The organism is Acinetobacter sp. YH12251, from assembly GCF_013417465.1.
Classification (GTDB): Bacteria; Pseudomonadota; Gammaproteobacteria; order Pseudomonadales; family Moraxellaceae; genus Acinetobacter; species Acinetobacter amyesii.
The window spans coordinates 90,727-111,626 of sequence record NZ_VPDZ01000015.1 but is presented as its reverse complement, the minus strand read 5'-3'; the positions used below and the strand labels follow the sequence as shown (position 1 = coordinate 111,626).

Genomic DNA, 20,900 nt, shown 5'->3' with positions numbered 1-20,900 from the left:
GTTATATTCCTTTTGATTTTTGGTCTTTCGCATAGGGATTAAATTCATTGCTATAGATGCGACTGACCTCAATTTGATTCGGTTTTAATTTGTGTTCTTTTTCTAAGGCACTCACCCATGGGGCAAAATCCTGATCTTTTTGCACGCCACCGACTTCGTGAACACCTGTACCTGTGTAATATGGAATCAGTGCTGTGTTTTCATTGCGTTGGCGTTTTTCGATAATACTTTCCATACGAGCAATGATTTGCTCTTTCGGCGTGTTGTGTAACCATTCCTGAGCTTTGGCCACGCCACTGACAAAGGTGCGAGCCAACTCGGGATGCGCTTGAATAAAATCTCCGCGCATCGAAAAACTGCCTGCGGTAAAGGGGCCGTATAAGTCAATATCTTTAAAGATGCTACGTACACCGCCATGTTTTAAGGCCCGTTTTTCCAAAATGCCTGAGAACACCGCAATATCAATTTGCCCATTCCGTAGAGCTTGTTCTGAGCTCACGGGTGGCAACATAATCAGTTCGACCTGACGGATTTCATCATCAGTTAAGCCATGACGGGCCAAATAATCTTTCACCACAAAGTCATAATGTGCCCCATAGGCATTCACTGCGACTTTCTTGCCGATAAAGTCTCGTGGGCCACGAATAGGACTATTTTCTAGCACGTAGAAACCCACGTTTTGTTCAGCATCACTGCCATAAGATGCGACGACTGGGACCACATCTAGACCCGCGGCAATAACTTTCACCACAGCGCCATTAAAGGCGCCAGCGAAATCAACATCTCCTGCCACCAAGGTGAGTAAATCTTGTGGCCCACCTTGTACCGTGCCGACATAACTGAGTTTAACGTCGCCTAAATAGCCCAAGTCTTGTGCCAACTCAGGCAAAGATACCAGTCCCGGATAGCTTTGATAGCGTAATTCTTTTAAAGCCACTTGCTGAGGTTCATCCACTCGCTGCGTGCTGCAACCAACCAAGGCTGTGCCAGCGACCAATGCTGCAAGGAACATATTGCGCCAGAGTTGAGGAATGTTATGGATTGTCATTTTTTTCATTGTTATGTTCTCCTATCCAACCTGCTGCCAAGCTAAAACTTTACGCTCAACCCAAGTCAGTACCGTATTGAGCAACACGCCCACAATTCCTATCAGCAACATGCCAAAAATAATCAGTTCGAAATCAAAAGCCTGACGCCCTTGAATCACGATATTGCCCAGACCATTGCCATAGTTCGCCAATAAAAATTCAGAGCCGATGGTGGCAAGCCATGCGAAAATCAGCCCAAGTTGTAAACCGACAAAAATCTGCGCAGAAGCACCGGGTAATATCAATTTACGAAACGCGTATGTCTTGGGAAATTGGTAGACTTCGGCCACTTCACGATATTTATGCGAAATACTGCTCACACCTTCAAAGGTGTGTAGCGCCACGGGATAAAACACCGATAAGGTAATAAACAGCACTTTGGCGCCATGTCCCGCACCTAAAAAGGTCGAAATGAGTGGCAACCATGCAAACAGTGAAATTTGACGCAATACATGAAAGCTCGGTGCAAATAACCAATTCGAAAGGCGTGAACTCGCGATTAAGATGCCAAACAACACACCCGCTATCGCACCTATGCCATAGCCGATAAAATTTCGCGCCAAACTTTCGCCAAAGCCTGTCAAAAAGCTCGGTTGTTGGAGCACGGTTACTGCTTTTTGCAGCACGAGCCATGGACTAGGAATCAACTTTGGATCGACCCAATTTTGCTGTGAGGCTACTGCCCACAGTGCGATAAATGTCACAGGTAGAACGAGTGCTTTTGCTGCTTTAACTAAGACTTGGCGCGCTGCCCCGTGTAATGAAAGAATGCTCATGAGTTCCCTCCTACTCGGGTTGCGTGAAAGCGCGCAGTTTTTTCTAACCAAGCCAGCAAGGTATCTAAGACATAGCCCGTAATACCAATCAGAATGATCGCCATGAAGATCAAGTCCATCTGCATTAGCTGACGTCCCCACACCATGAGATAACCAATTCCTTCACTACTCGCTAATAACTCGACAAAAACCAATGCCAACCACGCCTGCATAATGCCTTGACGTAAACCACTGATCACACTGGGTAGTGCAGCTGGGAAAATCACTTCTTTGAGTTTCTGCCAATTGCTGTATTGGTAAACCTCTGCCACTTCCATCAAACTATTCGGCACATGAGTAATGCCCTTATAGGTTGCAATCAACACCGGTGGTAAAACAGCCAATGAAATAGCGGCAATCTTCAAAGCCTCATCGATGCCTAAGAAAATCATCAATAATGGAATCCAGCCAACTATGGGAAATTGCGCAACAAGATTCACCGTCGGAAAAATAAAGTCCCGACTACGCTTTGCTAATCCCAACACAGTACCAAGCAAAATCCCGACACTGGCACCAAGCAAGACACTCCATAAAATACGTTTGGCACTGATGGCAAAATGAAAACTCAATTCACCGCTTTGCCATAATTCGACTGTGCTTTGCCACACCAGACTCGGTGCAGGTAAAATCTGCTCAGGCAACCACTGTTTAAGTGTTGCCACATACCATAGACCCAACAACAAAACTGGCATCAGGAGTCCACACGCCACTTGCAAAGTTAGTTTTAAATAGGTCTTAAAAAAATCCAACGCACTTCGGTCACTTTGCAAGGGAACCGAATGTGCAGATACATCCGTAAGGCTCATAATTCTTGTCCTTTTACGCTCTGTTCTGAGACATCAGGTTTTAAAAATTGAATAAATTCCTGATCTTTGCTGATCAAAATAATCAGACCAATAAACACCAGCCCGATCGGTAAAAATAAATTTTGTAGTCCAACCTGTGCGCCAAATACGGCGCCTATCAAGCCACCCAACAGTCCACCCGAAGGTCCGACGAGGGCTAAAATTGGAGAAATCTTAGCCATCGCGGTTTGCTCACCCACTCGGGCGAAAGACATAAAATTGGCGATATGCAACATACCGAGCCCTAGTCCAAACATGACCGAAGCAGGCCACATCAACAGCGTGATTTTGGTTAAGGCTAAAATCAGTAATGCCGTTGCCATCAGGCTTAGGCCAATCAAATAAAACTTTTGATAACCCATCAACTCAGCCAAACCACCCATGCTGAATAGCGATCCCACAAAGACGATGCCTTGTACGGTCAACAGCATCACCGCCATTGGCTCTGAAAGTGCAAAACTTTGGATAGCAATCACGACAATGAAAAAGCCAAAGTAGTTATTTGCCACGCTGCTCAAAAATTCCAATATGCAAACAATCCGTAATGAGGCATGAGTTTTGATCAGTGCCAATGGCGCCACAATATCTCGCCATTGAAAATGCGGGTGATTCGTCGCTTGCGGAGTGCTACGTTGAAAGCACCACGGAGCCAACAGCAAGGTGCCTAAAAAAAGCAAAGACACCACATAAAAACTTCCGCCATAGCCGAAATGCTCGATCAACAACACGCTCAATGCAGGCGCAATCAGGAAATATCCCATCATGTGCGAACCGCGAAACCAACCCGCACGGGCTGGACCTAAACGTTTTAAGTTGCTCAAAAAAACGGTATTGATCGAAACAAACCGCATGGGTAAGACAAAACTTACTAAGGCTGTGACTGCAAAGAGATACCATGCACCGGCTTTGAGTGGCGTTAAGCTATACACCACGGCGCCCAACACACTGCCGATGCAGAATATTTTCAAAGATCCAGAGCGCTGTACCAACACACCAATCGGCAATGCCATGATCAAAATGCCAAAATTTTGCGCTGCAGAAATTAGCCCCAATTGCAATTCGGTGGCTTCTAAATGCACGGCATACAAGGAAATTAATACCCGTGCGACACCCACACCCAGTCCAGCCAAAATCGTGAGCAGCACAAAACTGCTCATAAATTTGGTGGTTAATGGACTGGCAATTACATTGCTTTCAATCGGACGACTCATGGCTGCGACTTACTTCGGTTGACCTTGAGCATTAAATTGGCGCCAGTAACCCTCTAACTTCAGCTCTTTCAAGGCATTATTTAGATACTTCGGCTCATACCATGTTTTGGTATCTACATCACGACGGATTAAGCGAGCGTCTTTGGCAATTTTTAAAGCACTATCAATTTGTGAACGATGGAACTCGTCTAGTAGCGGTGTAGTACGGTCCTTTAAATTCCAGCCATCCCACGTTTTTTGATAATCCACCAACGGAATGCCACTTTGTGCCCAAAGTTTATATTGCGCACTACGATTAGCTTCTTGAGAACTCCACTGCGCTTGTTTAATCAGTGTCGTCACGACACGTTGCACCACCTCTGGATATTGTTTTTCAAAACTTTCTGTCACCCAAAAGTGCGCAATCGGTGCAACTTTGGGATCTTTAATTTCTAGTAATGTTTTCGCCACACCACGCGCTTGCAAACTAAACGGTGAAGTAATCGTGGCATCAATATCACCTGTCGCTAACGCAGTACGCGCCGAATAGGCATCTTGCGAAATCACTCGTAAATCGCGCTCAGTTAAATTGTATTTTGCTAATACACGGTTAAAGACGATCTGACCATTGGTGCCTTTGAAGACGGAGAATTTTTTGCCTTTGAGATCTGCAAAGGATTTGGCATTAGAGCCGGCAGGCACCACCACATAAGTTGGGCCAAAACGCCCTGTTGAAAACAACACTTTGGTTTTTAATCCCGTCGAACGTCCAACCAATGAGGGCAAATCGCCATGCAATGCAAAGTCAACTTTGCCATTGGCTAAAGCTTCATTGGTTGCAGGGCCTGCTCCTGGGAAGAACAGCCAATTCACCTTAATGCCATCTTTTTTAAATTCTTGTTCGAGCACACCTCGTAAATGTGCTGTAGCTACAAAACTACCGCCCACTTTGGGTTTACCCCCCTCACCCGCGCCTGATACAGAAATACGAATTTCTTTGGGATTGGCAGCATGCAATTGAACACTTAAACCCAGTGCTGAAAGTGCCAAGAATGTAGCTGCGATTTTTTTAGAGATAATTTTCATTTTAAATGTTCCTTAATGGTTTAAACATTTGAATTAAAAGGTGTACTGAACCTGAGCTTGCAGCTCATTGGTGTCTTTTTGATTTGCCGTTTCGACATCAAACAGGTAGTGATTCAGCTGTAATTGGAATTTTGTGGTTTGCGCAAAAAACAGATTTAAGCCCAAAGAGTGAATGTCATATTCACCAATACGACCGCTCGCGGTGTCGAGATAGCTTGCGTTGTTTTTATTCGGGTTATAGCGGTCAAAACGGTAATAGCCTTGGACTGACTTTGGCCAGAAATCATCAAATTTGGCATTGGATTTAATACTGTTGTAGAACTGATCGCCCAAGGTGTAGAAAGCGGTAAAAGTATGCCCTTCCGCTTTGGCTTCTTTGATGTCTTGGGCTACAGTGTCGACATAATCGGTCTTGCCTTGCAGATATTCATAGGTCACACCAAATGGAGCGTGGTTATAATAAATATCGAAACCCAAACGATCACGTTTTGCAGCATCATCACTGATTCCGCCGGCTGAAATTTTCGATTCGCCTTTGATATAAGAGGCACCGAACTTCAACTCACGGAAAATGCTGGCGTAGTCCACTGGCAAGGTAAAAGCCACACGACCGATATAATCTTTGCCATTGTTGTCATCTGCCTTATTGCTGGCGTTCCCATTGGTTACCCCTAAGGCATACTCAAATAGCGGCGCACGGTAGTTCGATGCAAAGTCGACAAAAGGTTTGGCATCACCACGGACGATAAATCCATTTTGACGGTTAAACAGTCCTAAAAGGGTCGAAGCTGCAGCGGTACTAATGGTTGGACGCAAATCTTCAGGAGACTGCACATCTAAACCAAAGGGTAATAACTGCTGACCGAGCGTAAAGTTCAGTTTGGCTGTTTCGGGGCCCGCATTGGTGGCAAAAGCGTTATAGCGAACAAAGGCATCTAGTAAGTTAAAGTTACTGTTATTAGTGCCATCATTGCGTTTGCCATAACCAAAGGACAATTGATAATCGAGGTTTTTGCCTTCGTTATAATCACGGAATAAATTCCCGCGTACACCGATCAGCGCAGTCCCAATATCAAATGTCGATTTGGTTGAACCCAACACACCCGTTTCATCGAGCGCACTGGCACGTAGTTGAACCGTGCCATACAGGGTTGTGTCACGGGTCGATTTGGTGGTTTGACGTTCATATTGACGTGACTGATCGTACTTATAGTTTTCAATATCTGCACGTAAGCCGTCGATATCTTCGGATGTTGCTGTGGTTACTTCTGCAACCTGCGTTTCACCTTCAACATCAGCGGCGTTGGTCGTATCTTCTGTCGTCACAGCGGCCGTTTCGACGACTTGGCTTTTCGTCGCACCAGATTCCACGGCATTTAAGCGTTTTTGCAAACTCTCAATTTGTTGTTTTAAGCTGCTCAGTTCTTGCTGAAGTGCTTCATCGGATGCAAAACTCAGCTGACTGGTTGCGGATAAAATCAGTCCGACCGCAACGGTTAATGTGGTTTTTTTCATGATTTGGTTTCACTAACATTTTTCCCAAAGCGCAAAATCCCCCAACCCCATGCAAGGTGCATGAAGTGAATGTACTGCGTGGGTTTTTTAAAAATTAATCTGAGTGGTCGTAGGTTTTATTCAACTTATGCACGACCGAAACTCGAAGACAGCTTTTAGAATTTAAGCGCGCATCATCGCGAGTGTCATAGCACAACAACATGCCTGTTGTAGGACACGAAAAGCAGAAAGATATCGATGCGTAAAAGTACTCATAAATGTTCCATACAGTGGTGAGTTTTGTTCACTCTAATATGGCAACAACTGTGCCAACATTTTAAGTATTTATTTTTTAAAGTTTTATTATTTAAATCTGATAAATTCTGTTGATTTTAACGCCAAAAAACTGTTGGTTATTCAACAGTTGCTTATTTCAAATCATCAGTTATTTCCATTTTTATATCTCATTTTATGAAATAAGAAATACGCTTTGGGCTTTTAATAACTGATGTTACGCCTGTAAAAGTAATTTCGGATTTTTAAAATGATTTTTAAATCTATTCGATGGAGTCTTACATCTAGGGATTGAATAACGGGATTAGCCTTCGGCTGGAGGTACTCTTACGAAACGTTGTTTCTCATTCGACAAAATGAGAAGCGTGCTTCGCAAGGAAACCATCTTGCGGTGCAATACACCTCACCGACAAAACTCGATCAATACCATCAAATGATTCAAAGGATCGCAAAAACATTTGTGATTAAAAGTCGTCTTGTCTCAAACAATTGCGGATGACACTACCGCGTATCGTTCTTTTATTTGGATCAAATTGCGCTTCTAATATTACTAGAGCATAAAAAAACCCACTGACGTGGGCTCTTTTCAATTGATTTTAATTACCGCTTATTGACCAAATTTAGTCGCCATGGCAGTTAATTTTTGATAACCCGTCGGTAGCAAACGTTGAATTAAATCAATCGCTTTTGCATCATTACCAATCAATAAACGGCGCTTATCTTTTTGTACTGCTGCAATGATTTGACGAGCCGCTTCTTCAGGTGGACAACGCAAGAATTTATTAAAGGACTGTGCCGATTTTTGTGGGTTCATGCCTAAACTTTTCAAGCTGTCATTCATTTTTGCGGCATTGGCAATATTGGTACGAATACCGCCCGGATGTACACATAACGCACTCACGCCACAGTTTTCAATATCCAATTCTTGGCGTAAAGATTCGGTAAAACCACGTACTGCAAATTTAGTGGCATTATATGCAGACTGTGTTGGCTGTGCTGTTAAGCCAAACAAGCTGGAAATATTGATGATATGACCTTCACCACTTTGCTTGATATACGGTAAAAATTCTTTGGTGCCATAAACCACGCCCCAAAAGTTAATATTGACAATCCACTCCAGTTCTTCATAGCTTGCCCCTTCAACGGTCGTGCCCAATGCCACACCCGCATTGTTAAAAATCATATTCACCGAACCATGATCTTTAACGGTCTGTGCTGCCCATGCTTTCATTGCTGCAAGGTCTGACACATCGAGTTTTTGCGTCGTTACACGTACATTGCTGGCTTTAACCAATTCAACGGTTGCCGCTAGTCCCTGTTCATTCACATCGCTTAAAGACAGATGGCAGCCTTGTTTAGCCAAAAGCACAGCCAATTGCTGACCAATACCTGAACCTGCACCTGTAATGGCAGCCACTTTATTTTTGAAGTTTTTCATTGTGATTCCTTATTCCTTTATGCTGCCGCTTGGCTTTATCACAGCGTGATCTCATTTGCCAATGTGTGCAGTTCGTCGACTTAATATAGGTTTGACAATACATATTGTCAATGTCATCTTAGGACGTGCTAAGCTGTTGAAATCGCCAATACTTAAACATAGGTTTAAACTGAAATTATTGCTAAAATAAGACAAAATTCTGCTTTAGTTCAGCGTATATTTTCATGACAGATGCAACAAATCACACAGAACAACAACAGGCAAAAAATGTGAAGGAACGTCAATTTAAAGGGCTTTCTCTCAGTGAACGTAAGCAAGCGCGACGTGAAAAACTGATTGAAGCCGGTATAGAAGCCTATGGTACACATGGCTTTTTTTCCGTGACTGTGAAAGATATTTGTTTGGAAGCCAAGCTGACCGAACGCTATTTTTATGAATCATTTAAGAAAAGTGAGCAACTGTTCCAGACCATCTTTTTAAAATTAATCGATGAACTGCAACAAAACGTGATGCAAGCCATCATGCAAGCATCCACCGATTCTAAAAAAATGATTGAAGCGGGTTTAACCGCCCTATTGTTAACTTTAAAAAATAATCCCCGTATGGCGCGCATCATTTATATCGATGCCATGTTGGTACAAGAGCTACATAACCAAGCCACAATTCATGAAACCATGATGCGCTTTGACCGTATGATTCATGCCTTTGTCATGCTCATGATGCCGAATATTGATCGTTCAGAACGCGAAATTTCAATGGTCGCAACAGGTCTCAATGGTTATGTCACCCAAATCGCGATTCGCTGGGTCATGAGTGGTTATAAACAACCGATTGACGAAGTTTTATCGTCATGTAGCGTGGTCTTTTTGGCCTTGTTGGATGCTTTTTCTGAAAAACCCAGGAAATAAATTCTGAGCTCAACACTGATCTTTACAATTTTTTGAATGATTTTTTTGTGACAGCAGCATGATGCAAAGCCCATGTTGTTGAATATTTCAGGATTTAAATTGTCACAATTTCTTTCTAAACCCCAATGAAAGATCATTTTTGCAATGATACTGTCATAATTAATCTTTGTAATAAGCCTGTCATAAATATAAAACGGTCTACCGTTTACATAAAATAGGGTATTGCGCTGTGAAAGATGACTATATTTTAATCGTCGACGACGAACTCCCGATTCGGGAAATGATCCATACTTCACTGGATATGGCTGGTTTTCAATGTCAGCAAGCTGAAGATGCCAAACAAGCGCACCAAATGATTGTGGATCAGCGTCCTGCACTGATTTTATTAGATTGGATGATGCCTGGTGGCGTGAGTGGTGTAGACCTGTGTCGTCGTTTAAAACGCGATGAAAATTTGTCAGAAATTCCAGTCATCATGCTCACTGCGCGCGGTGAAGAAGACCATAAAGTCCAAGGTCTAGACGCGGGTGCAGATGACTACATGACCAAACCTTTTTCCACCCGTGAGTTAGTGTCACGCATTAAAGCGGTGCTGCGTCGCTCAAATGCATTGGGTGGTGAAAAAACCATTGATGCCAATGGCTTAATCCTCGATCCAGTCAGCCAACGTGTCAGCTTTGGTAACACCATTTTAGATATGGGACCGACTGAATATCGTCTATTAGCCTTTTTCATGACTCATCCTGAACGTGCCTATACCCGTGCTCAATTATTAGATCAGGTTTGGGGTGGAAACGTGTATATTGAGGACCGTACCATTGACGTTCATATTCGTCGTTTGCGTAAAGTTCTTGAACCTTTCCAAGCCGATCGTTATGTGCAAACTGTTCGTGGTACAGGTTACCGTTTCTCTACCCGTGCAGACGCTGTGATGGGTTAGTCATTTTAGGTCTTTAATTTTCTATGTACGAACCGTATCCCGTCCCTGAACTTGCCAGTGAACATAAAAAATTCCGTTACAGCAGTTTATGGACTTTTGCCAAGCAGGATTTAAGACTGCTGGCATTTTTCCTGCTCATTGCTGCACTCATCGGCTTTGGTATCGGGTACTTATGGATCTGCATCTTAATTGCCTTTGCAGTGTTCTTTGCATTGCAAATGCGTTCGCTGTACTTGGTTAACGAATGGATTTCAAACCGTCCCTATGATGTCCCGCCGAATTTAGACGGCATTTGGGGGGCTTTGCTCTTTAATGTATACCGTGCGCAGCGCCAAGAACGCATCGTACAAGCTGAAATGGTCGGCCTAATCGACCGCGCTCAATCTTCCTTGGTGGCACTTGCTGAAGCGGTGGTATTGATTGATGAATTACACCAAATCGAATGGTGGAACCCTGCCGCAGAAAAGCTTTTGGGGATTCAACAGCTCGATCAAGGGCGCAATATTTTAAGTATTTTAAGACAGCCTAGTTTTATCGAATACTTTACCAATATCGATTTAGCCCCCGATGGTTTAAAAATGAAATCATCGGTATTTGAAGACCATTATGTGCAAGTGAAATTGACCCGTTTTGGTCGTGAAAGTCGATTACTGGTGGCCTATGACGTCACGCGTATGCATAACCTTGAGCAGATGCGTAAAGACTTTGTCGATAATATTTCACATGAGTTACGCACACCGCTTACGGTTTTAAGTGGTTATATCGAAACCTTTACCGATCAGGAAGATTTAAATCCACGCTGGAAACGTGCTTTCGATCAAATGCAGTCTCAAACCCGCCGTATGAATGCTTTGGTTAATGACTTGTTATTATTATCTCGTCTGGAAAATGATAAAAAAGTTGCTAAAAATCAAATCATTGAAATGCCCAGCCTAATGAACCAACTATATGACGATGCACATGCTTACAATGTGGATTATGGACATACACTGAATCTCGAGATTGATAGTCACTGTGACCTGATCGGATCAGATATGGAATTGGCGAGTGCCTTTAGTAACCTCATCACCAATGCAATTAAATACACCCCCAAAGGCGGTACTGTGACCATTGGTTGGCATGATGATGGTACGCATGGTTATTTTACCGTTGAAGATACGGGTATCGGGATTGACCCGAAACACTTACCCCGTTTAACGGAACGGTTTTACCGTGTGGACAGCGCACGTAGTCGCCAAACGGGAGGAACAGGTTTAGGTCTTGCCATCGTGAAACACGTTTTGATGCAACATCAGGCACACCTTGAAATTGAGTCCAAAGAAAACCGTGGTTCGCTGTTTAAAGTCGTCTTCCCTAAAGAACGCTTGTATCATGTGAGCTAAGCGGAATCATGCTGCCGGTCTTGCTGTGCTTCCAACTGTTGTTCTTGTTGTTTGGCACGGCGATATGCAGGACGCTGTTGCATCCGTTGTAAGAAAGCCTGAATTTGTGGATATCGCCCTTGAGTTCTGGTCATGACGGCTTCTAATGGAAACGTCATCTGAATATCCGCAAAGCTAAACGGTCCCGCAAAATATTCATTTTCCGCTAAATGGTTTTCTAAAAACTCGATATGTTCTTTTAAGCGAGGTCGTACAAAACCTTTTTTGACCCCATCACAAATGCGATTAGCTACGGGTTTGATGACCCAAGGTACATGGCGCGGCACATTGCTCATGACCAACTGCATCACCAACAACGGCATTAGAGAACCTTCGGCATAATGCATCCAAAAGCGATATTGTTGTTTTGAATGTTCCGCCTTGGCTGCAAAAAAATCATGCCGATCATACTTCTCTTGTAAATACTCCAAGATCGCTGCAGATTCTACCAAGACCAGTCCATCATCCTGCAATATGGGCGACTTCCCTAAAGGATGGATGGCTTTAAGCTCAGGAGGAGCAGACAAATTTGGCTGGCGCAGATAAAACTGAACCTGATAATCCAGTCCTAATTCCTGCATTGCCCATAAAATACGAAATGAACGAGATTTTTCTAGATGATGTAGCACCCGCATGGGTTCATCTCCTATATGAAGTCTAAAATTTTCTTATTTCTGGCAAGCCATTATTATTTTGAAGTAGTTAAATCATAAAAAGTGTCAGATCACTGCTTGGATCTGTATCAAAACTAAATTTTGCACAGTACAGCAGCGACCTGCATTTAAATTAAACTAGAGTGGTTTTAATGTCTACACTGCGCAATAAAGTTTTTGTCACTGGAGTTTTTTCACAAATGGACAAGATCTTTTGCTCTAATTCTGCATCCAAGGATGTTTGAAAATGCAGACGTCGCTCAACCCATTCAGCACCTTCACGGTTCGCACAAAAGTCTGCCTCAACACTAAACTCCCCCAATTGGATTTGTTTATGTGCTGCATACATGCGCAAGGTAATCATTGTGCATGAGATTAAAGATGCACACAGTAAATCATACGGTGCTAAACCTAAATCCCCGCCACCAAATGATTCGGGCTTATCGGTAATAAGTTGATGTTTTCCACTCTGAATTTCACCTGACCACGGTGCTTGTAAGGTGTTTACTGTTGCCGTTGCGACGATACCCATAATGACTCCCTCATGGTTATGCCGCACCATTTTCACCACAGGTACGGCTGTTCATTTTTATTTTTAAGTTAACGTGATGGACGCATTTTATCAGGGAAAGCCGGTGCTTCTAGTCGTGGACCATCATAGTCTGGAATAGAGCCAAAGCGTTCGTCCTGATTAATCCACTGCTCACGGGCAATATTCAATTCTTCTTGTGTGCGCCCCACAAAATTCCACCACAGCAAAATCGGTGATTCAAAAGGTTCACCTCCTAATAATAAAACACGGCCACCTGCATGTAGGTCAATTTTGACTTGGGTTAAGCCCGGCTCAAGAACCACCATATTGTCTTCATTTAGCTCGTGACCATTGATACTGGCAGTCCCTTCGAGGGCCATAAAGCCATATTCAAATTTTGGATTGAGCGGCAGGACGGTACTTTGACTTTCCGAACTACGCAGATCGACACCCAATAATTCACTATGTACTTTTACCGGCGATTTAGTCTGTAAAAATTCACCCACCAATACCGTCAATTCAATCCCGTCTTGCGTCACCACAGGCAATTCTGGGTAATGGTCAAATTGGGGCGCCATATTGATTTTGTCATCTGGCAATGCAATCCAAAGCTGCGCAGCATGCATTTGTGTTTCAGACTCTGGAGCAACCTCAGTATGCGAAATACCATAACCCGCTGTCATGAGATTGACTTGTTTGGGCTGAATTAACTGATGTGTGCCCAAACTGTCGGTATGCATCATGGTACCATCAATCATCCAGGTAAAGGTTTGCAAACCAATATGTGGATGTGGACCGACATCTAAGCCATCACCTTGCGGAAAATGCACTGGACCGGCATGATCAAGGAAACACCATGCACCAATCATCCGTTTATGACGACTTGGTAAAGCACGTTTAATCACTGTGCCTTGACCAATTTCAGCACGGCGCAGTGGAAATTCTTGAATGAACTGATTGACGTATTTTTCACAATCGTCGGAATGAGATATTTCTGTGTAATTAGTATTGGTCATATTCTTACCCTAAATTTGGCTAAGCCGAAGCAAGGACTACCGGCTAGAGCTATGCATTTTTTCCATTATATCTGCATTAACTCAATCTTCTTCAGCTGTCATTAATACGCTGAATCACAGAGATAGGACAATCGTTTTTTTGTTGCCTAATATGACATACAGCATAACAGTTTTCGATGCTTATTTAGACAATATCCAATGCGAAATTAATTGTTCAAATCACGTGAAATGTAAATTTAAGTAACATAAATTAACACTCACTTTTGACCAAACAATACCAAATAATTCACAAATCGTTGAAATTACGTGTTTAATTTTAAATAAAAATGATATAAATTATTTTAGTTACATAAACTTACATACAAACCATGCTCACCCGTCGGTAATCTTGCATGATCAATGAGTATAAGAAAGAATCACGTGCACTGATCCAAAAAGCCTTGAAAGGAACCGTTGTTCGCGTTCCTGCTCAATTTCGTCAAGAATTTTTCCACTACCATCGTCGTCAACTTTTTAAATTCTTTTTCCAAGTCAACATCGTTGCACAATTGGCCTATCTCTCTTATGCCATAGCGGATTGGTTTATGTTGCCCGATGTGGGCTTGCTCGCGATAGGCTTAAAAACGGCCTATACCTTACTGATGATGGGCATCACATGGGTCATTTATACATATAGCAAGAGCATTTTACTCTTTGACTTGATGCTTCCCCTATCGATCGTTGGCGCTTCTGCCCTGTGGTTTAGCCTACTCAATTTATCCAATAGCCCCGATGTGCCGATCTATTTATATGCATCTTTGGTTTTTATTGTGTTAGCCAATTTATGTGTGCAAATCCGCTTTAAGGCTGCTGTGCTCATTTCTCTATGTATCAGTCTAATTTTACTGATTGGGGTGTATTTCGCCATTTCTGGCAATATCCATCAACTGCAACTGTTTATCTTGATCTATTCTCCCGTATTGTTATTTAGTTTGTATATCAGTTGGAATTCAACGCAAAAATCCAGAATTGTATTTTTACATAGCAAACTCGATCAGTTGAACCGTGAAGCGCTCAATATTATGGCGCATACCGACGTGCTGACCGGCTTAAACAATCGCCGTCAATTTATTCAACTTGCCAATTATCATATTCATCATCAGTCCAAACCGTTACAGCCGCTTTCATTACTGATTTTTGATGTCGACAAATTTAAAAATATTAATGATCAGTTTGGGCACTATATTGGTGATCATGTTTTACAACAAATTGCCGAAACGTGCCGACATACTTTACGTAGCCAAGACATCATTGCCCGCTTCGGTGGTGAAGAATTTATTATCCTTTTACCGCAGACACACCTGCGTCAGGCTCAAGATATTGCCGAACGTCTACGGCGGGCCATAGCCGATGATTATTTAGAACTTGATACACTACAAAAACTTAAATTTACCGTTTCAATTGGTGTTGCCGAATTTGGTCAAAAAAACCGAGATTTACAAAGTGTTATTCGCATGGCCGATCAGGCACTTTACCAAGCAAAATCTGCAGGAAGAAATCAAATATCAACTTATAAAACAGCAAGTTAATAATATATTTTGTAACATTCAACAGACGATTTTTTATCATTCATTCGAAAAATCCCAAGTTTCAGGTAGATATTTTTGTATGTTTTTTATTCATAATTTTCCTAAGCCATTTATGGAGAAGGGACATGTCTGTTGATGTACGAATGAGTTCTCGGACTAATTCGTCTGCTCAGGAAGTTCGTAAAAATCATAATCATACTTTGAAACTTTCTGAGTGTGATCTTGCCAATCGTGCCGAGATTGAACAAGCCATTGCAGATCCTTTTGCACGTATTCCTACGCAGTTTAGAAACTATTTTCTACAACATCAGTATGCCCATCAGTTACCTTATTTACGTCAAGTGAACTACATGGCGCAGATTACATTTCTTCTTTATTTCTTTGCTGACATTTTTATTATCCCTGACATGTTCTTTTGGTCAGGTCTTTCTCGAGTGGCCATGATTATTGCTGCCCTATTGGTCAGCTTCTATCTGTTTAAATACAAAAAAGATATTCGTGTGCTCGACATGATCTTACCGATTGGGACGGTCTGTAGCACCGCGATTTGGATTGGCTTATTATTGGCTTCAGATAGCCCAATGGTCTCGTCCTATATCTATGGTGCAGCGATCTTTATATTAATTGCCAATGTCTGCGTACAAATACAATTTAAGCCCGCCTTGTATTGTTCGGGCCTCATTTCGCTATTGGTGTATTTTGCGGTGAGTCAGCTTTTATCATGGCAAGAAGCACTGATTTTTGTGGTGGTGTCTATTCCTGTTTGGATGATCAGCCTGCATATGAGTTGGAACAATACACTCAATGCACGTCGTCATTTTTTACGTACCCTACTTGACGACTGGAATATGCATACACTGAAAAATTTAGCACATACAGATGAGCTCACCCAGTTATACAACCGTCGTCAGTTTGTTCAGTTGGCTGAGCACCGTATCCATGAATGGCCAACGCCTGCAAGTACTTGCTTATTGATGTTTGATGTCGATCATTTTAAACATATTAATGATAATTACGGGCATGATGTTGGTGACCAAGTACTGCAATGTATCGCTGAAACCACCCGCAAAGAAATGCGCCAAAAAGATGTCTTGGCTCGCTTTGGTGGTGAAGAATTTATTGTGCTTCTGTCTGAAACGCAAATACAGGATGCAATGTTGATCGCGGAACGTATTCGTTTAACACTTCAAAATCAATCATTGCTGAATGTCGCAAATCACCCGATCCAATTTACCGTTTCCATTGGTGTTTCACAGCTTAAATCACATAAGCAAAATTTAACTGAACTGATTAAGCAAGCTGATATTGCACTATATCAGGCAAAAGAAAATGGCCGTAACCGTGTAGAGCGATATGATTCAAGCATGAAACCCGAACGTAAATCGACGAAGTCTTGGCAAAGCTTTACCCATAAAGTGAAGCCTAAAGCTGAACCGAATAATGAAAGCGATAGTAGTTGGTCAATTGTTTATAAATAGAATGTTGAGATATAAAAAAGGACGCCGAGGCGTCCTTTTTATTAGAATTATCTAGGTTTCCCTAAATAACCTCAAGCATAGCTCTCGGTGTAATTTAGGCAAGAAGCTTCGCTTCTTGAAATCCCTCACTGCCGCGAGCGTAGCTCTTGGCGTAAAAATGGCACGAAGCAGTGCTTCGTGAAACCCCAGTTTTACTCCCATTCAATCGTTGCTGGTGGTTTAGACGATACGTCATAAACAACACGAGAAACTTCAGCAATCTCGTTCATGATACGTGTAGAAATCTTGTCTACAAGATCATAAGGAAGGTGTGCAAAACGTGCAGTCATAAAGTCCACAGTTTCTACAGCACGAAGCGCGATTACCCATGCATAACGACGACCATCACCTACGACACCCACAGATTTCACAGGTTGGAATACGGCAAATGCTTGTGCAGTTTTGTCATACCAGCCGCTTGCGCGAAGTTCTTGCATGAAAATGTCATCTGCTAGACGAAGGATGTCTGCATATTCTTTTTTCACTTCACCAAGAATACGTACACCTAGACCTGGACCTGGGAATGGATGACGGTAAAGCATTTCAAATGGAAGACCAAGTGTTGTACCTAAACGGCGAACTTCATCTTTGAACAAATCACGGATTGGCTCAACCAATTCGAATGCTAAATCTTCTGGTAAACCACCCACGTTGTGATGTGATTTAATCACGTGTGCTTTACCTTGTTTGCTTGCCGCAGATTCAATTACGTCTGGGTAAATGGTACCTTGAGCAAGGAAGTTCACACCGTCAAGCTTACGTGCTTCTTCAGCAAACACTTCAATGAATTCACGACCGATAATTTTACGTTTTTTCTCTGGATCAACTTCACCAGCAAGTGCTGTTAAGAAGCGATTTTCAGCGTCGGCACGAATCACGCGGATACCCATGTTTTTCGCAAACATGTCCATCACTTGTTCGCCTTCGTTCAAACGAAGTAAACCGTTATCTACAAATACGCAAGTCAATTGGTCGCCAATCGCACGGTGTAAAAGTGCAGCTACAACAGATGAATCGACACCGCCTGAAAGACCCAATAGAACTTTTTGATCACCAATTTGCTCACGAAGTTGTTCTACGCGAAGATCGATGATGTTTTCTGAGTTCCACAAGTTACGGCAACCACATACGCCATGTACGAAGTTAGACAACAACTCAGCACCTTTCGCAGTGTGTGTCACTTCTGGGTGGAATTGGATACCGTAGAAACGACGTTTTTCATCAGAAACCATCGCCACTGGGCAGCTTGGTGTGCTGGCAGTGATTTGGAAACCTTCAGGAATTTGAGTCACTTTATCGCCATGACTCATCCATACTTTTAATTGGTCTTTGGTATCTTCAAGATCACCAATTAAAGCATCACGGACTTTAATATCAACTTCTGCATAACCGAATTCATGTACAGTACCTGGCTCAACTTTACCGCCAAGCTGTTCTGACATGGTTTGTAGACCATAGCAAATACCTAAAACAGGTACACCAAGTTCAAATACAACTTGTGGTGCGCGCGGACTACCTTCTTCATGAACACTTTCTGGACCACCTGAAAGAATGATCCCGTTTGGGTTAAATGCACGAATGTCTTCTTCAGACATATCAAATGCGTACATTTCTGAATAAACACCAGCTTCACGTACACGACGTGCAATAAGCTGACTATATTGAGAACCGAAATCCAAAATCAGGATACGGTCTTCAGTAATTTGGGTATTGGTAGTCATGGCAAACAACTATGCAGGCAACGAATATAAGCGCCGTATTCTAACATTTTTCTTGGACTTTCGCACACTATTCGGACAGGGGCAAAAATCCCAAGCCAAACGGTGTTTTTTACAACACATTTCAGGACTTTACCCATCCGCTTTCAATCAGCGGTAGACATGAAAAAAGCGGCAGAACGCCGCTTTGATGGATGCTCGGACTCATGACAACTTTATTTTGATTTTTCAATCCAATGATCAAAACTGAATTTACCAGCACCATGTAACATGAGAAATAATAAGCCGCCAGACATCGCCAAGTTTTTCATAAAGTTAATGCCATCTTCAGCACCACCATGGAATAAAAATGCAGTGATTAAACTAAATACGGTTAGACCCAATGCCGCAAAACGTGCTTGAAAACCAAACAATAAAGCTAAGCCACCACCCAACTCAACTAAAATGGTGATCGGAAGTAGCCCTGCCGGTACACCCATTGACTCCATATAACCTGCGGTTGCAGTGTAAGCGGTAATTTTGCCCCAACCTGCCACAATAAAAATATAAGCCATTAATATACGTGCAACGAGACTGATTACTGCATTGATTTGAGGCTGTTGACTCAGATTTTTCACTATAAGATTTGGATTAAACATACTGAAACCTATTTTTAATACTGTTCAAAAGATGTGCTTAGATTAGGTCGTTTCTTATTCTCTTTAAATATGCTTTTATAATACTCATCATTCCATATATAGAACGATTTTACTGATAATTAATTACGTTTTAATACTGACTTTGCTGCCCCAGACTGATAGCATCAGACCACTATTTTACGCATATAAGCCCCATGGAACTGATTGATTTTATACTACATGTTGATGACCATTTACTCGAGTTCATTACCAATTATGGCGTATGGATTTATGCAATTCTGTTCCTGATTATTTTTGTTGAAACCGGTTTAGTGGTCATGCCCTTTTTACCGGGTGACAGTCTTCTGTTTGCAGCAGGCGCGCTCGCTGCGTCAACAGGTGCCATGGATCCATGGGTTTTGGTGATTTTACTGTTTATCGCGGCAGTCTTGGGCGACACGCTGAACTACCATATTGGTAAATATATTGGCCCACGTGTCTTTGAAATTGAATCACGCTTCATTAACCGTCAACATTTGGTGAATACGCAAAAATTCTTTGAAAAACATGGTGGTAAAACCATTATTTTTGCCCGCTTTATTCCTTTTGCACGAACCTTCGCGCCTTTTGTCGCAGGTGCAGGCAGCATGAACTACAAGTACTTCCTGACTTTTAACATGATTGGTGCGATTTGCTGGGTTGGCTCATTTATCACTTTGGGTTATTTATTTGGCAATATGCCAATCGTGAAAGATAACTTCACCCATCTGATCTTTGGCATCATTATTATTAGTGTTTTACCGGGTGTAATTGGTTTTATTCGAGCAAAATTAAAGAAATAAACCGATGTGGTGAACACCTTTAAGCAAAAAAGCGCAAAACCACAGGGAACATACATAAAATCAGCATCAGGGCCGATCCTTTATATAGAAGATCGGCCTTAATTTTTTGAGTCTTACCCGCCAAAATCGTCCGTCCAAATGACATCCAAAACAATGCAACTGGTAGCAAAACCACGCTAAATACAGCGAAAACCAAAATAAAATTTAATGGGCTAGCCCAAGTTTCAATCGGGAAAATACCTGCAGCAAAAAGCAAGGCTTTCGGATTTTTTAATGAAGAAATGAATAATTCACGTGGTTGAATTGAAGGATGTTTTTGATTGTACTGATGTAAATGCGTCGATTTCCACAAATGAAAAGCCAACCATAAAACATAGGCAATACTGAGAAAATGCAGTAAGTGAATTAAATTCGGCCACACTGGAGCGCTTAAATGAATAATCAACGCCCACAAATTAATGGCATAGAAATAGCCCAATAATTCTGCAGGAATCAGCATGCACGTCTTTGCAATACCTTGTTGATGTGCAGAGCTTGCCATTAGTGCATTGCTAGGTCCCGGCGTCATCATCACCGCAATCATTGCAAATACAAAAAGCCAACTCTCAATCATAAATACCCAGACAATTTTTCAAAGCGCACACCTTAGCCGAAATGAATTTAAAAAAACAAGTACGCGCTAGGTCAGTTTTATCCTTGTACAAGTCAATGCACTCACGCTGAATGTTCAAGACCAGTAGGAGGTATTAAAATTTACGAATGATATTTAATTTAATTTTTTCATAGATTTAAATATTTTATTGGCTCTAAATAGTGCAGTTTATTTGACTCAAAAAAAATGCCAGTAGACGCGTCGCCTACTGACAAATTTTATTACACTTTTCTCATAGCACAGGCCTAAGCCTCTGCTCATGATCC

19 protein-coding genes are annotated in these 20,900 nt (G+C 42.1%); 6 read left to right on the top strand and 13 right to left on the bottom strand.

The window, feature by feature from the left end; genetic code table 11:
* Position 1 precedes the first annotated feature (1 nt).
* From FTV27_RS13685 to FTV27_RS13655, 7 genes are all read right to left on the bottom strand, one after another.
* Positions 2–1,057 (bottom strand): ABC transporter substrate-binding protein, encoded by a 1,056-nt coding sequence (locus FTV27_RS13685; RefSeq protein WP_249749038.1) that lies wholly within the window; start codon positions 1,055–1,057, stop codon positions 2–4.
* Between the two features lie 12 nt (positions 1,058–1,069).
* The gene (locus FTV27_RS13680) at positions 1,070–1,864 is read right to left on the bottom strand and encodes an ABC transporter permease (protein WP_180079004.1); all 795 of its coding nucleotides are present in this window, start codon (positions 1,862–1,864) and stop codon (positions 1,070–1,072) included.
* A complete protein-coding gene (locus FTV27_RS13675) occupies positions 1,861–2,709 on the bottom strand; it encodes an ABC transporter permease (protein ID WP_180073556.1) in 849 nt (282 codons plus the stop codon). Before FTV27_RS13675 ends, FTV27_RS13680 begins: the two co-directional genes overlap by 4 nt.
* Complete coding sequence (locus FTV27_RS13670; protein ID WP_180079003.1) at positions 2,706–3,959, bottom strand: MFS transporter; 1,254 nt, start codon at positions 3,957–3,959, stop codon at positions 2,706–2,708. Before FTV27_RS13670 ends, FTV27_RS13675 begins: the two co-directional genes overlap by 4 nt.
* Positions 3,960–3,968: 9 nt before the next feature.
* Positions 3,969–5,024 (bottom strand): ABC transporter substrate-binding protein, encoded by a 1,056-nt coding sequence (locus FTV27_RS13665; RefSeq protein ID WP_078194045.1) that lies wholly within the window; start codon positions 5,022–5,024, stop codon positions 3,969–3,971.
* A 33-nt stretch (positions 5,025–5,057) separates the two neighbouring features.
* A complete protein-coding gene (locus FTV27_RS13660) occupies positions 5,058–6,539 on the bottom strand; it encodes a carbohydrate porin (protein WP_180079002.1) in 1,482 nt (493 codons plus the stop codon).
* Positions 6,540–7,419: 880 nt separating this feature from the next.
* The gene (locus tag FTV27_RS13655) at positions 7,420–8,250 is read right to left on the bottom strand and encodes an SDR family oxidoreductase (protein ID WP_180010800.1); all 831 of its coding nucleotides are present in this window, start codon (positions 8,248–8,250) and stop codon (positions 7,420–7,422) included.
* A gap of 224 nt (positions 8,251–8,474) precedes the next feature.
* Between FTV27_RS13655 and FTV27_RS13650 the strand changes: the two genes are divergently transcribed.
* From FTV27_RS13650 to phoR, 3 genes are all read left to right on the top strand, one after another.
* Entirely contained in the window at positions 8,475–9,158 is a 684-nt protein-coding gene (locus FTV27_RS13650) for a TetR/AcrR family transcriptional regulator (protein WP_111885789.1), read from the top strand.
* Positions 9,159–9,387: 229 nt separating this feature from the next.
* On the top strand, positions 9,388–10,098 hold the full coding sequence (gene phoB / locus FTV27_RS13645; protein ID WP_078194048.1) for a phosphate regulon transcriptional regulator PhoB: 711 nt from the start codon (positions 9,388–9,390) through the stop codon (positions 10,096–10,098).
* A gap of 23 nt (positions 10,099–10,121) precedes the next feature.
* On the top strand, positions 10,122–11,480 hold the full coding sequence (phoR, locus tag FTV27_RS13640; protein WP_180024719.1) for a phosphate regulon sensor histidine kinase PhoR: 1,359 nt from the start codon (positions 10,122–10,124) through the stop codon (positions 11,478–11,480).
* On the opposite strand, the gene FTV27_RS13635 is transcribed toward phoR, so the two are convergent.
* The 3 genes from FTV27_RS13635 to FTV27_RS13625 all read right to left on the bottom strand — a co-directional run bounded on the left by FTV27_RS13635 (position 11,477) and on the right by FTV27_RS13625 (position 13,720).
* A complete protein-coding gene (locus FTV27_RS13635) occupies positions 11,477–12,154 on the bottom strand; it encodes a glutathione S-transferase family protein (RefSeq protein ID WP_180079001.1) in 678 nt (225 codons plus the stop codon). The two genes, phoR and FTV27_RS13635, sit on opposite strands and share 4 nt — an antisense overlap.
* Positions 12,155–12,305: 151 nt before the next feature.
* Complete coding sequence (locus tag FTV27_RS13630; protein ID WP_180059666.1) at positions 12,306–12,704, bottom strand: OsmC family protein; 399 nt, start codon at positions 12,702–12,704, stop codon at positions 12,306–12,308.
* Between the two features lie 68 nt (positions 12,705–12,772).
* Positions 12,773–13,720 (bottom strand): pirin family protein, encoded by a 948-nt coding sequence (locus FTV27_RS13625; protein WP_078194052.1) that lies wholly within the window; start codon positions 13,718–13,720, stop codon positions 12,773–12,775.
* Positions 13,721–14,112: 392 nt separating this feature from the next.
* Between FTV27_RS13625 and FTV27_RS13620 the strand changes: the two genes are divergently transcribed.
* Both FTV27_RS13620 and FTV27_RS13615 read left to right on the top strand, forming a co-directional pair.
* Positions 14,113–15,288, top strand: a complete 1,176-nt coding sequence (locus FTV27_RS13620; protein ID WP_180063311.1) for a diguanylate cyclase — start codon at positions 14,113–14,115, stop codon at positions 15,286–15,288.
* Positions 15,289–15,431: 143 nt separating this feature from the next.
* Positions 15,432–16,766 (top strand): GGDEF domain-containing protein, encoded by a 1,335-nt coding sequence (locus tag FTV27_RS13615; RefSeq protein ID WP_249749056.1) that lies wholly within the window; start codon positions 15,432–15,434, stop codon positions 16,764–16,766.
* A 191-nt stretch (positions 16,767–16,957) separates the two neighbouring features.
* On the opposite strand, the gene guaA is transcribed toward FTV27_RS13615, so the two are convergent.
* Both guaA and FTV27_RS13605 read right to left on the bottom strand, forming a co-directional pair.
* Complete coding sequence (gene guaA / locus FTV27_RS13610; RefSeq protein WP_078194056.1) at positions 16,958–18,526, bottom strand: glutamine-hydrolyzing GMP synthase; 1,569 nt, start codon at positions 18,524–18,526, stop codon at positions 16,958–16,960.
* 212 nt (positions 18,527–18,738) lie between these two features.
* On the bottom strand, positions 18,739–19,161 hold the full coding sequence (locus tag FTV27_RS13605; protein ID WP_180022191.1) for a DoxX family protein: 423 nt from the start codon (positions 19,159–19,161) through the stop codon (positions 18,739–18,741).
* A 194-nt stretch (positions 19,162–19,355) separates the two neighbouring features.
* Between FTV27_RS13605 and FTV27_RS13600 the strand changes: the two genes are divergently transcribed.
* Positions 19,356–19,982, top strand: a complete 627-nt coding sequence (locus FTV27_RS13600; protein WP_078191514.1) for a DedA family protein — start codon at positions 19,356–19,358, stop codon at positions 19,980–19,982.
* A gap of 19 nt (positions 19,983–20,001) precedes the next feature.
* Here FTV27_RS13600 and FTV27_RS13595 read toward each other — a convergent pair whose 3' ends face one another.
* Entirely contained in the window at positions 20,002–20,595 is a 594-nt protein-coding gene (locus FTV27_RS13595) for a LysE family translocator (RefSeq protein ID WP_180035118.1), read from the bottom strand.
* Positions 20,596–20,900: the final 305 nt, after the last annotated feature.

Excerpts from the sequence above, each read along its gene's own strand:
- FTV27_RS13685 (WP_249749038.1), bottom strand. The coding sequence starts at position 1,057 with ATGAAAAAAATGACAATCCATAACATTCCTCAACTCTGGCGCAATATG.
- FTV27_RS13680 (WP_180079004.1), bottom strand. The coding sequence starts at position 1,864 with ATGAGCATTCTTTCATTACACGGGGCAGCGCGCCAAGTCTTAGTTAAA.
- FTV27_RS13675 (WP_180073556.1), bottom strand. The coding sequence starts at position 2,709 with ATGAGCCTTACGGATGTATCTGCACATTCGGTTCCCTTGCAAAGTGAC.
- FTV27_RS13670 (WP_180079003.1), bottom strand. The coding sequence starts at position 3,959 with ATGAGTCGTCCGATTGAAAGCAATGTAATTGCCAGTCCATTAACCACC.
- FTV27_RS13665 (WP_078194045.1), bottom strand. The coding sequence starts at position 5,024 with ATGAAAATTATCTCTAAAAAAATCGCAGCTACATTCTTGGCACTTTCA.
- FTV27_RS13660 (WP_180079002.1), bottom strand. The coding sequence starts at position 6,539 with ATGAAAAAAACCACATTAACCGTTGCGGTCGGACTGATTTTATCCGCA.
- FTV27_RS13655 (WP_180010800.1), bottom strand. The coding sequence starts at position 8,250 with ATGAAAAACTTCAAAAATAAAGTGGCTGCCATTACAGGTGCAGGTTCA.
- FTV27_RS13650 (WP_111885789.1), top strand. The coding sequence starts at position 8,475 with ATGACAGATGCAACAAATCACACAGAACAACAACAGGCAAAAAATGTG.
- phoR (WP_180024719.1), top strand. The coding sequence starts at position 10,122 with ATGTACGAACCGTATCCCGTCCCTGAACTTGCCAGTGAACATAAAAAA.
- FTV27_RS13635 (WP_180079001.1), bottom strand. The coding sequence starts at position 12,154 with ATGCGGGTGCTACATCATCTAGAAAAATCTCGTTCATTTCGTATTTTA.
- FTV27_RS13630 (WP_180059666.1), bottom strand. The coding sequence starts at position 12,704 with ATGGGTATCGTCGCAACGGCAACAGTAAACACCTTACAAGCACCGTGG.
- FTV27_RS13625 (WP_078194052.1), bottom strand. The coding sequence starts at position 13,720 with ATGACCAATACTAATTACACAGAAATATCTCATTCCGACGATTGTGAA.
- FTV27_RS13620 (WP_180063311.1), top strand. The coding sequence starts at position 14,113 with ATGATCAATGAGTATAAGAAAGAATCACGTGCACTGATCCAAAAAGCC.
- FTV27_RS13615 (WP_249749056.1), top strand. The coding sequence starts at position 15,432 with ATGAGTTCTCGGACTAATTCGTCTGCTCAGGAAGTTCGTAAAAATCAT.
- guaA (WP_078194056.1), bottom strand. The coding sequence starts at position 18,526 with ATGACTACCAATACCCAAATTACTGAAGACCGTATCCTGATTTTGGAT.
- FTV27_RS13605 (WP_180022191.1), bottom strand. The coding sequence starts at position 19,161 with ATGTTTAATCCAAATCTTATAGTGAAAAATCTGAGTCAACAGCCTCAA.
- FTV27_RS13600 (WP_078191514.1), top strand. The coding sequence starts at position 19,356 with ATGGAACTGATTGATTTTATACTACATGTTGATGACCATTTACTCGAG.
- FTV27_RS13595 (WP_180035118.1), bottom strand. The coding sequence starts at position 20,595 with ATGATTGAGAGTTGGCTTTTTGTATTTGCAATGATTGCGGTGATGATG.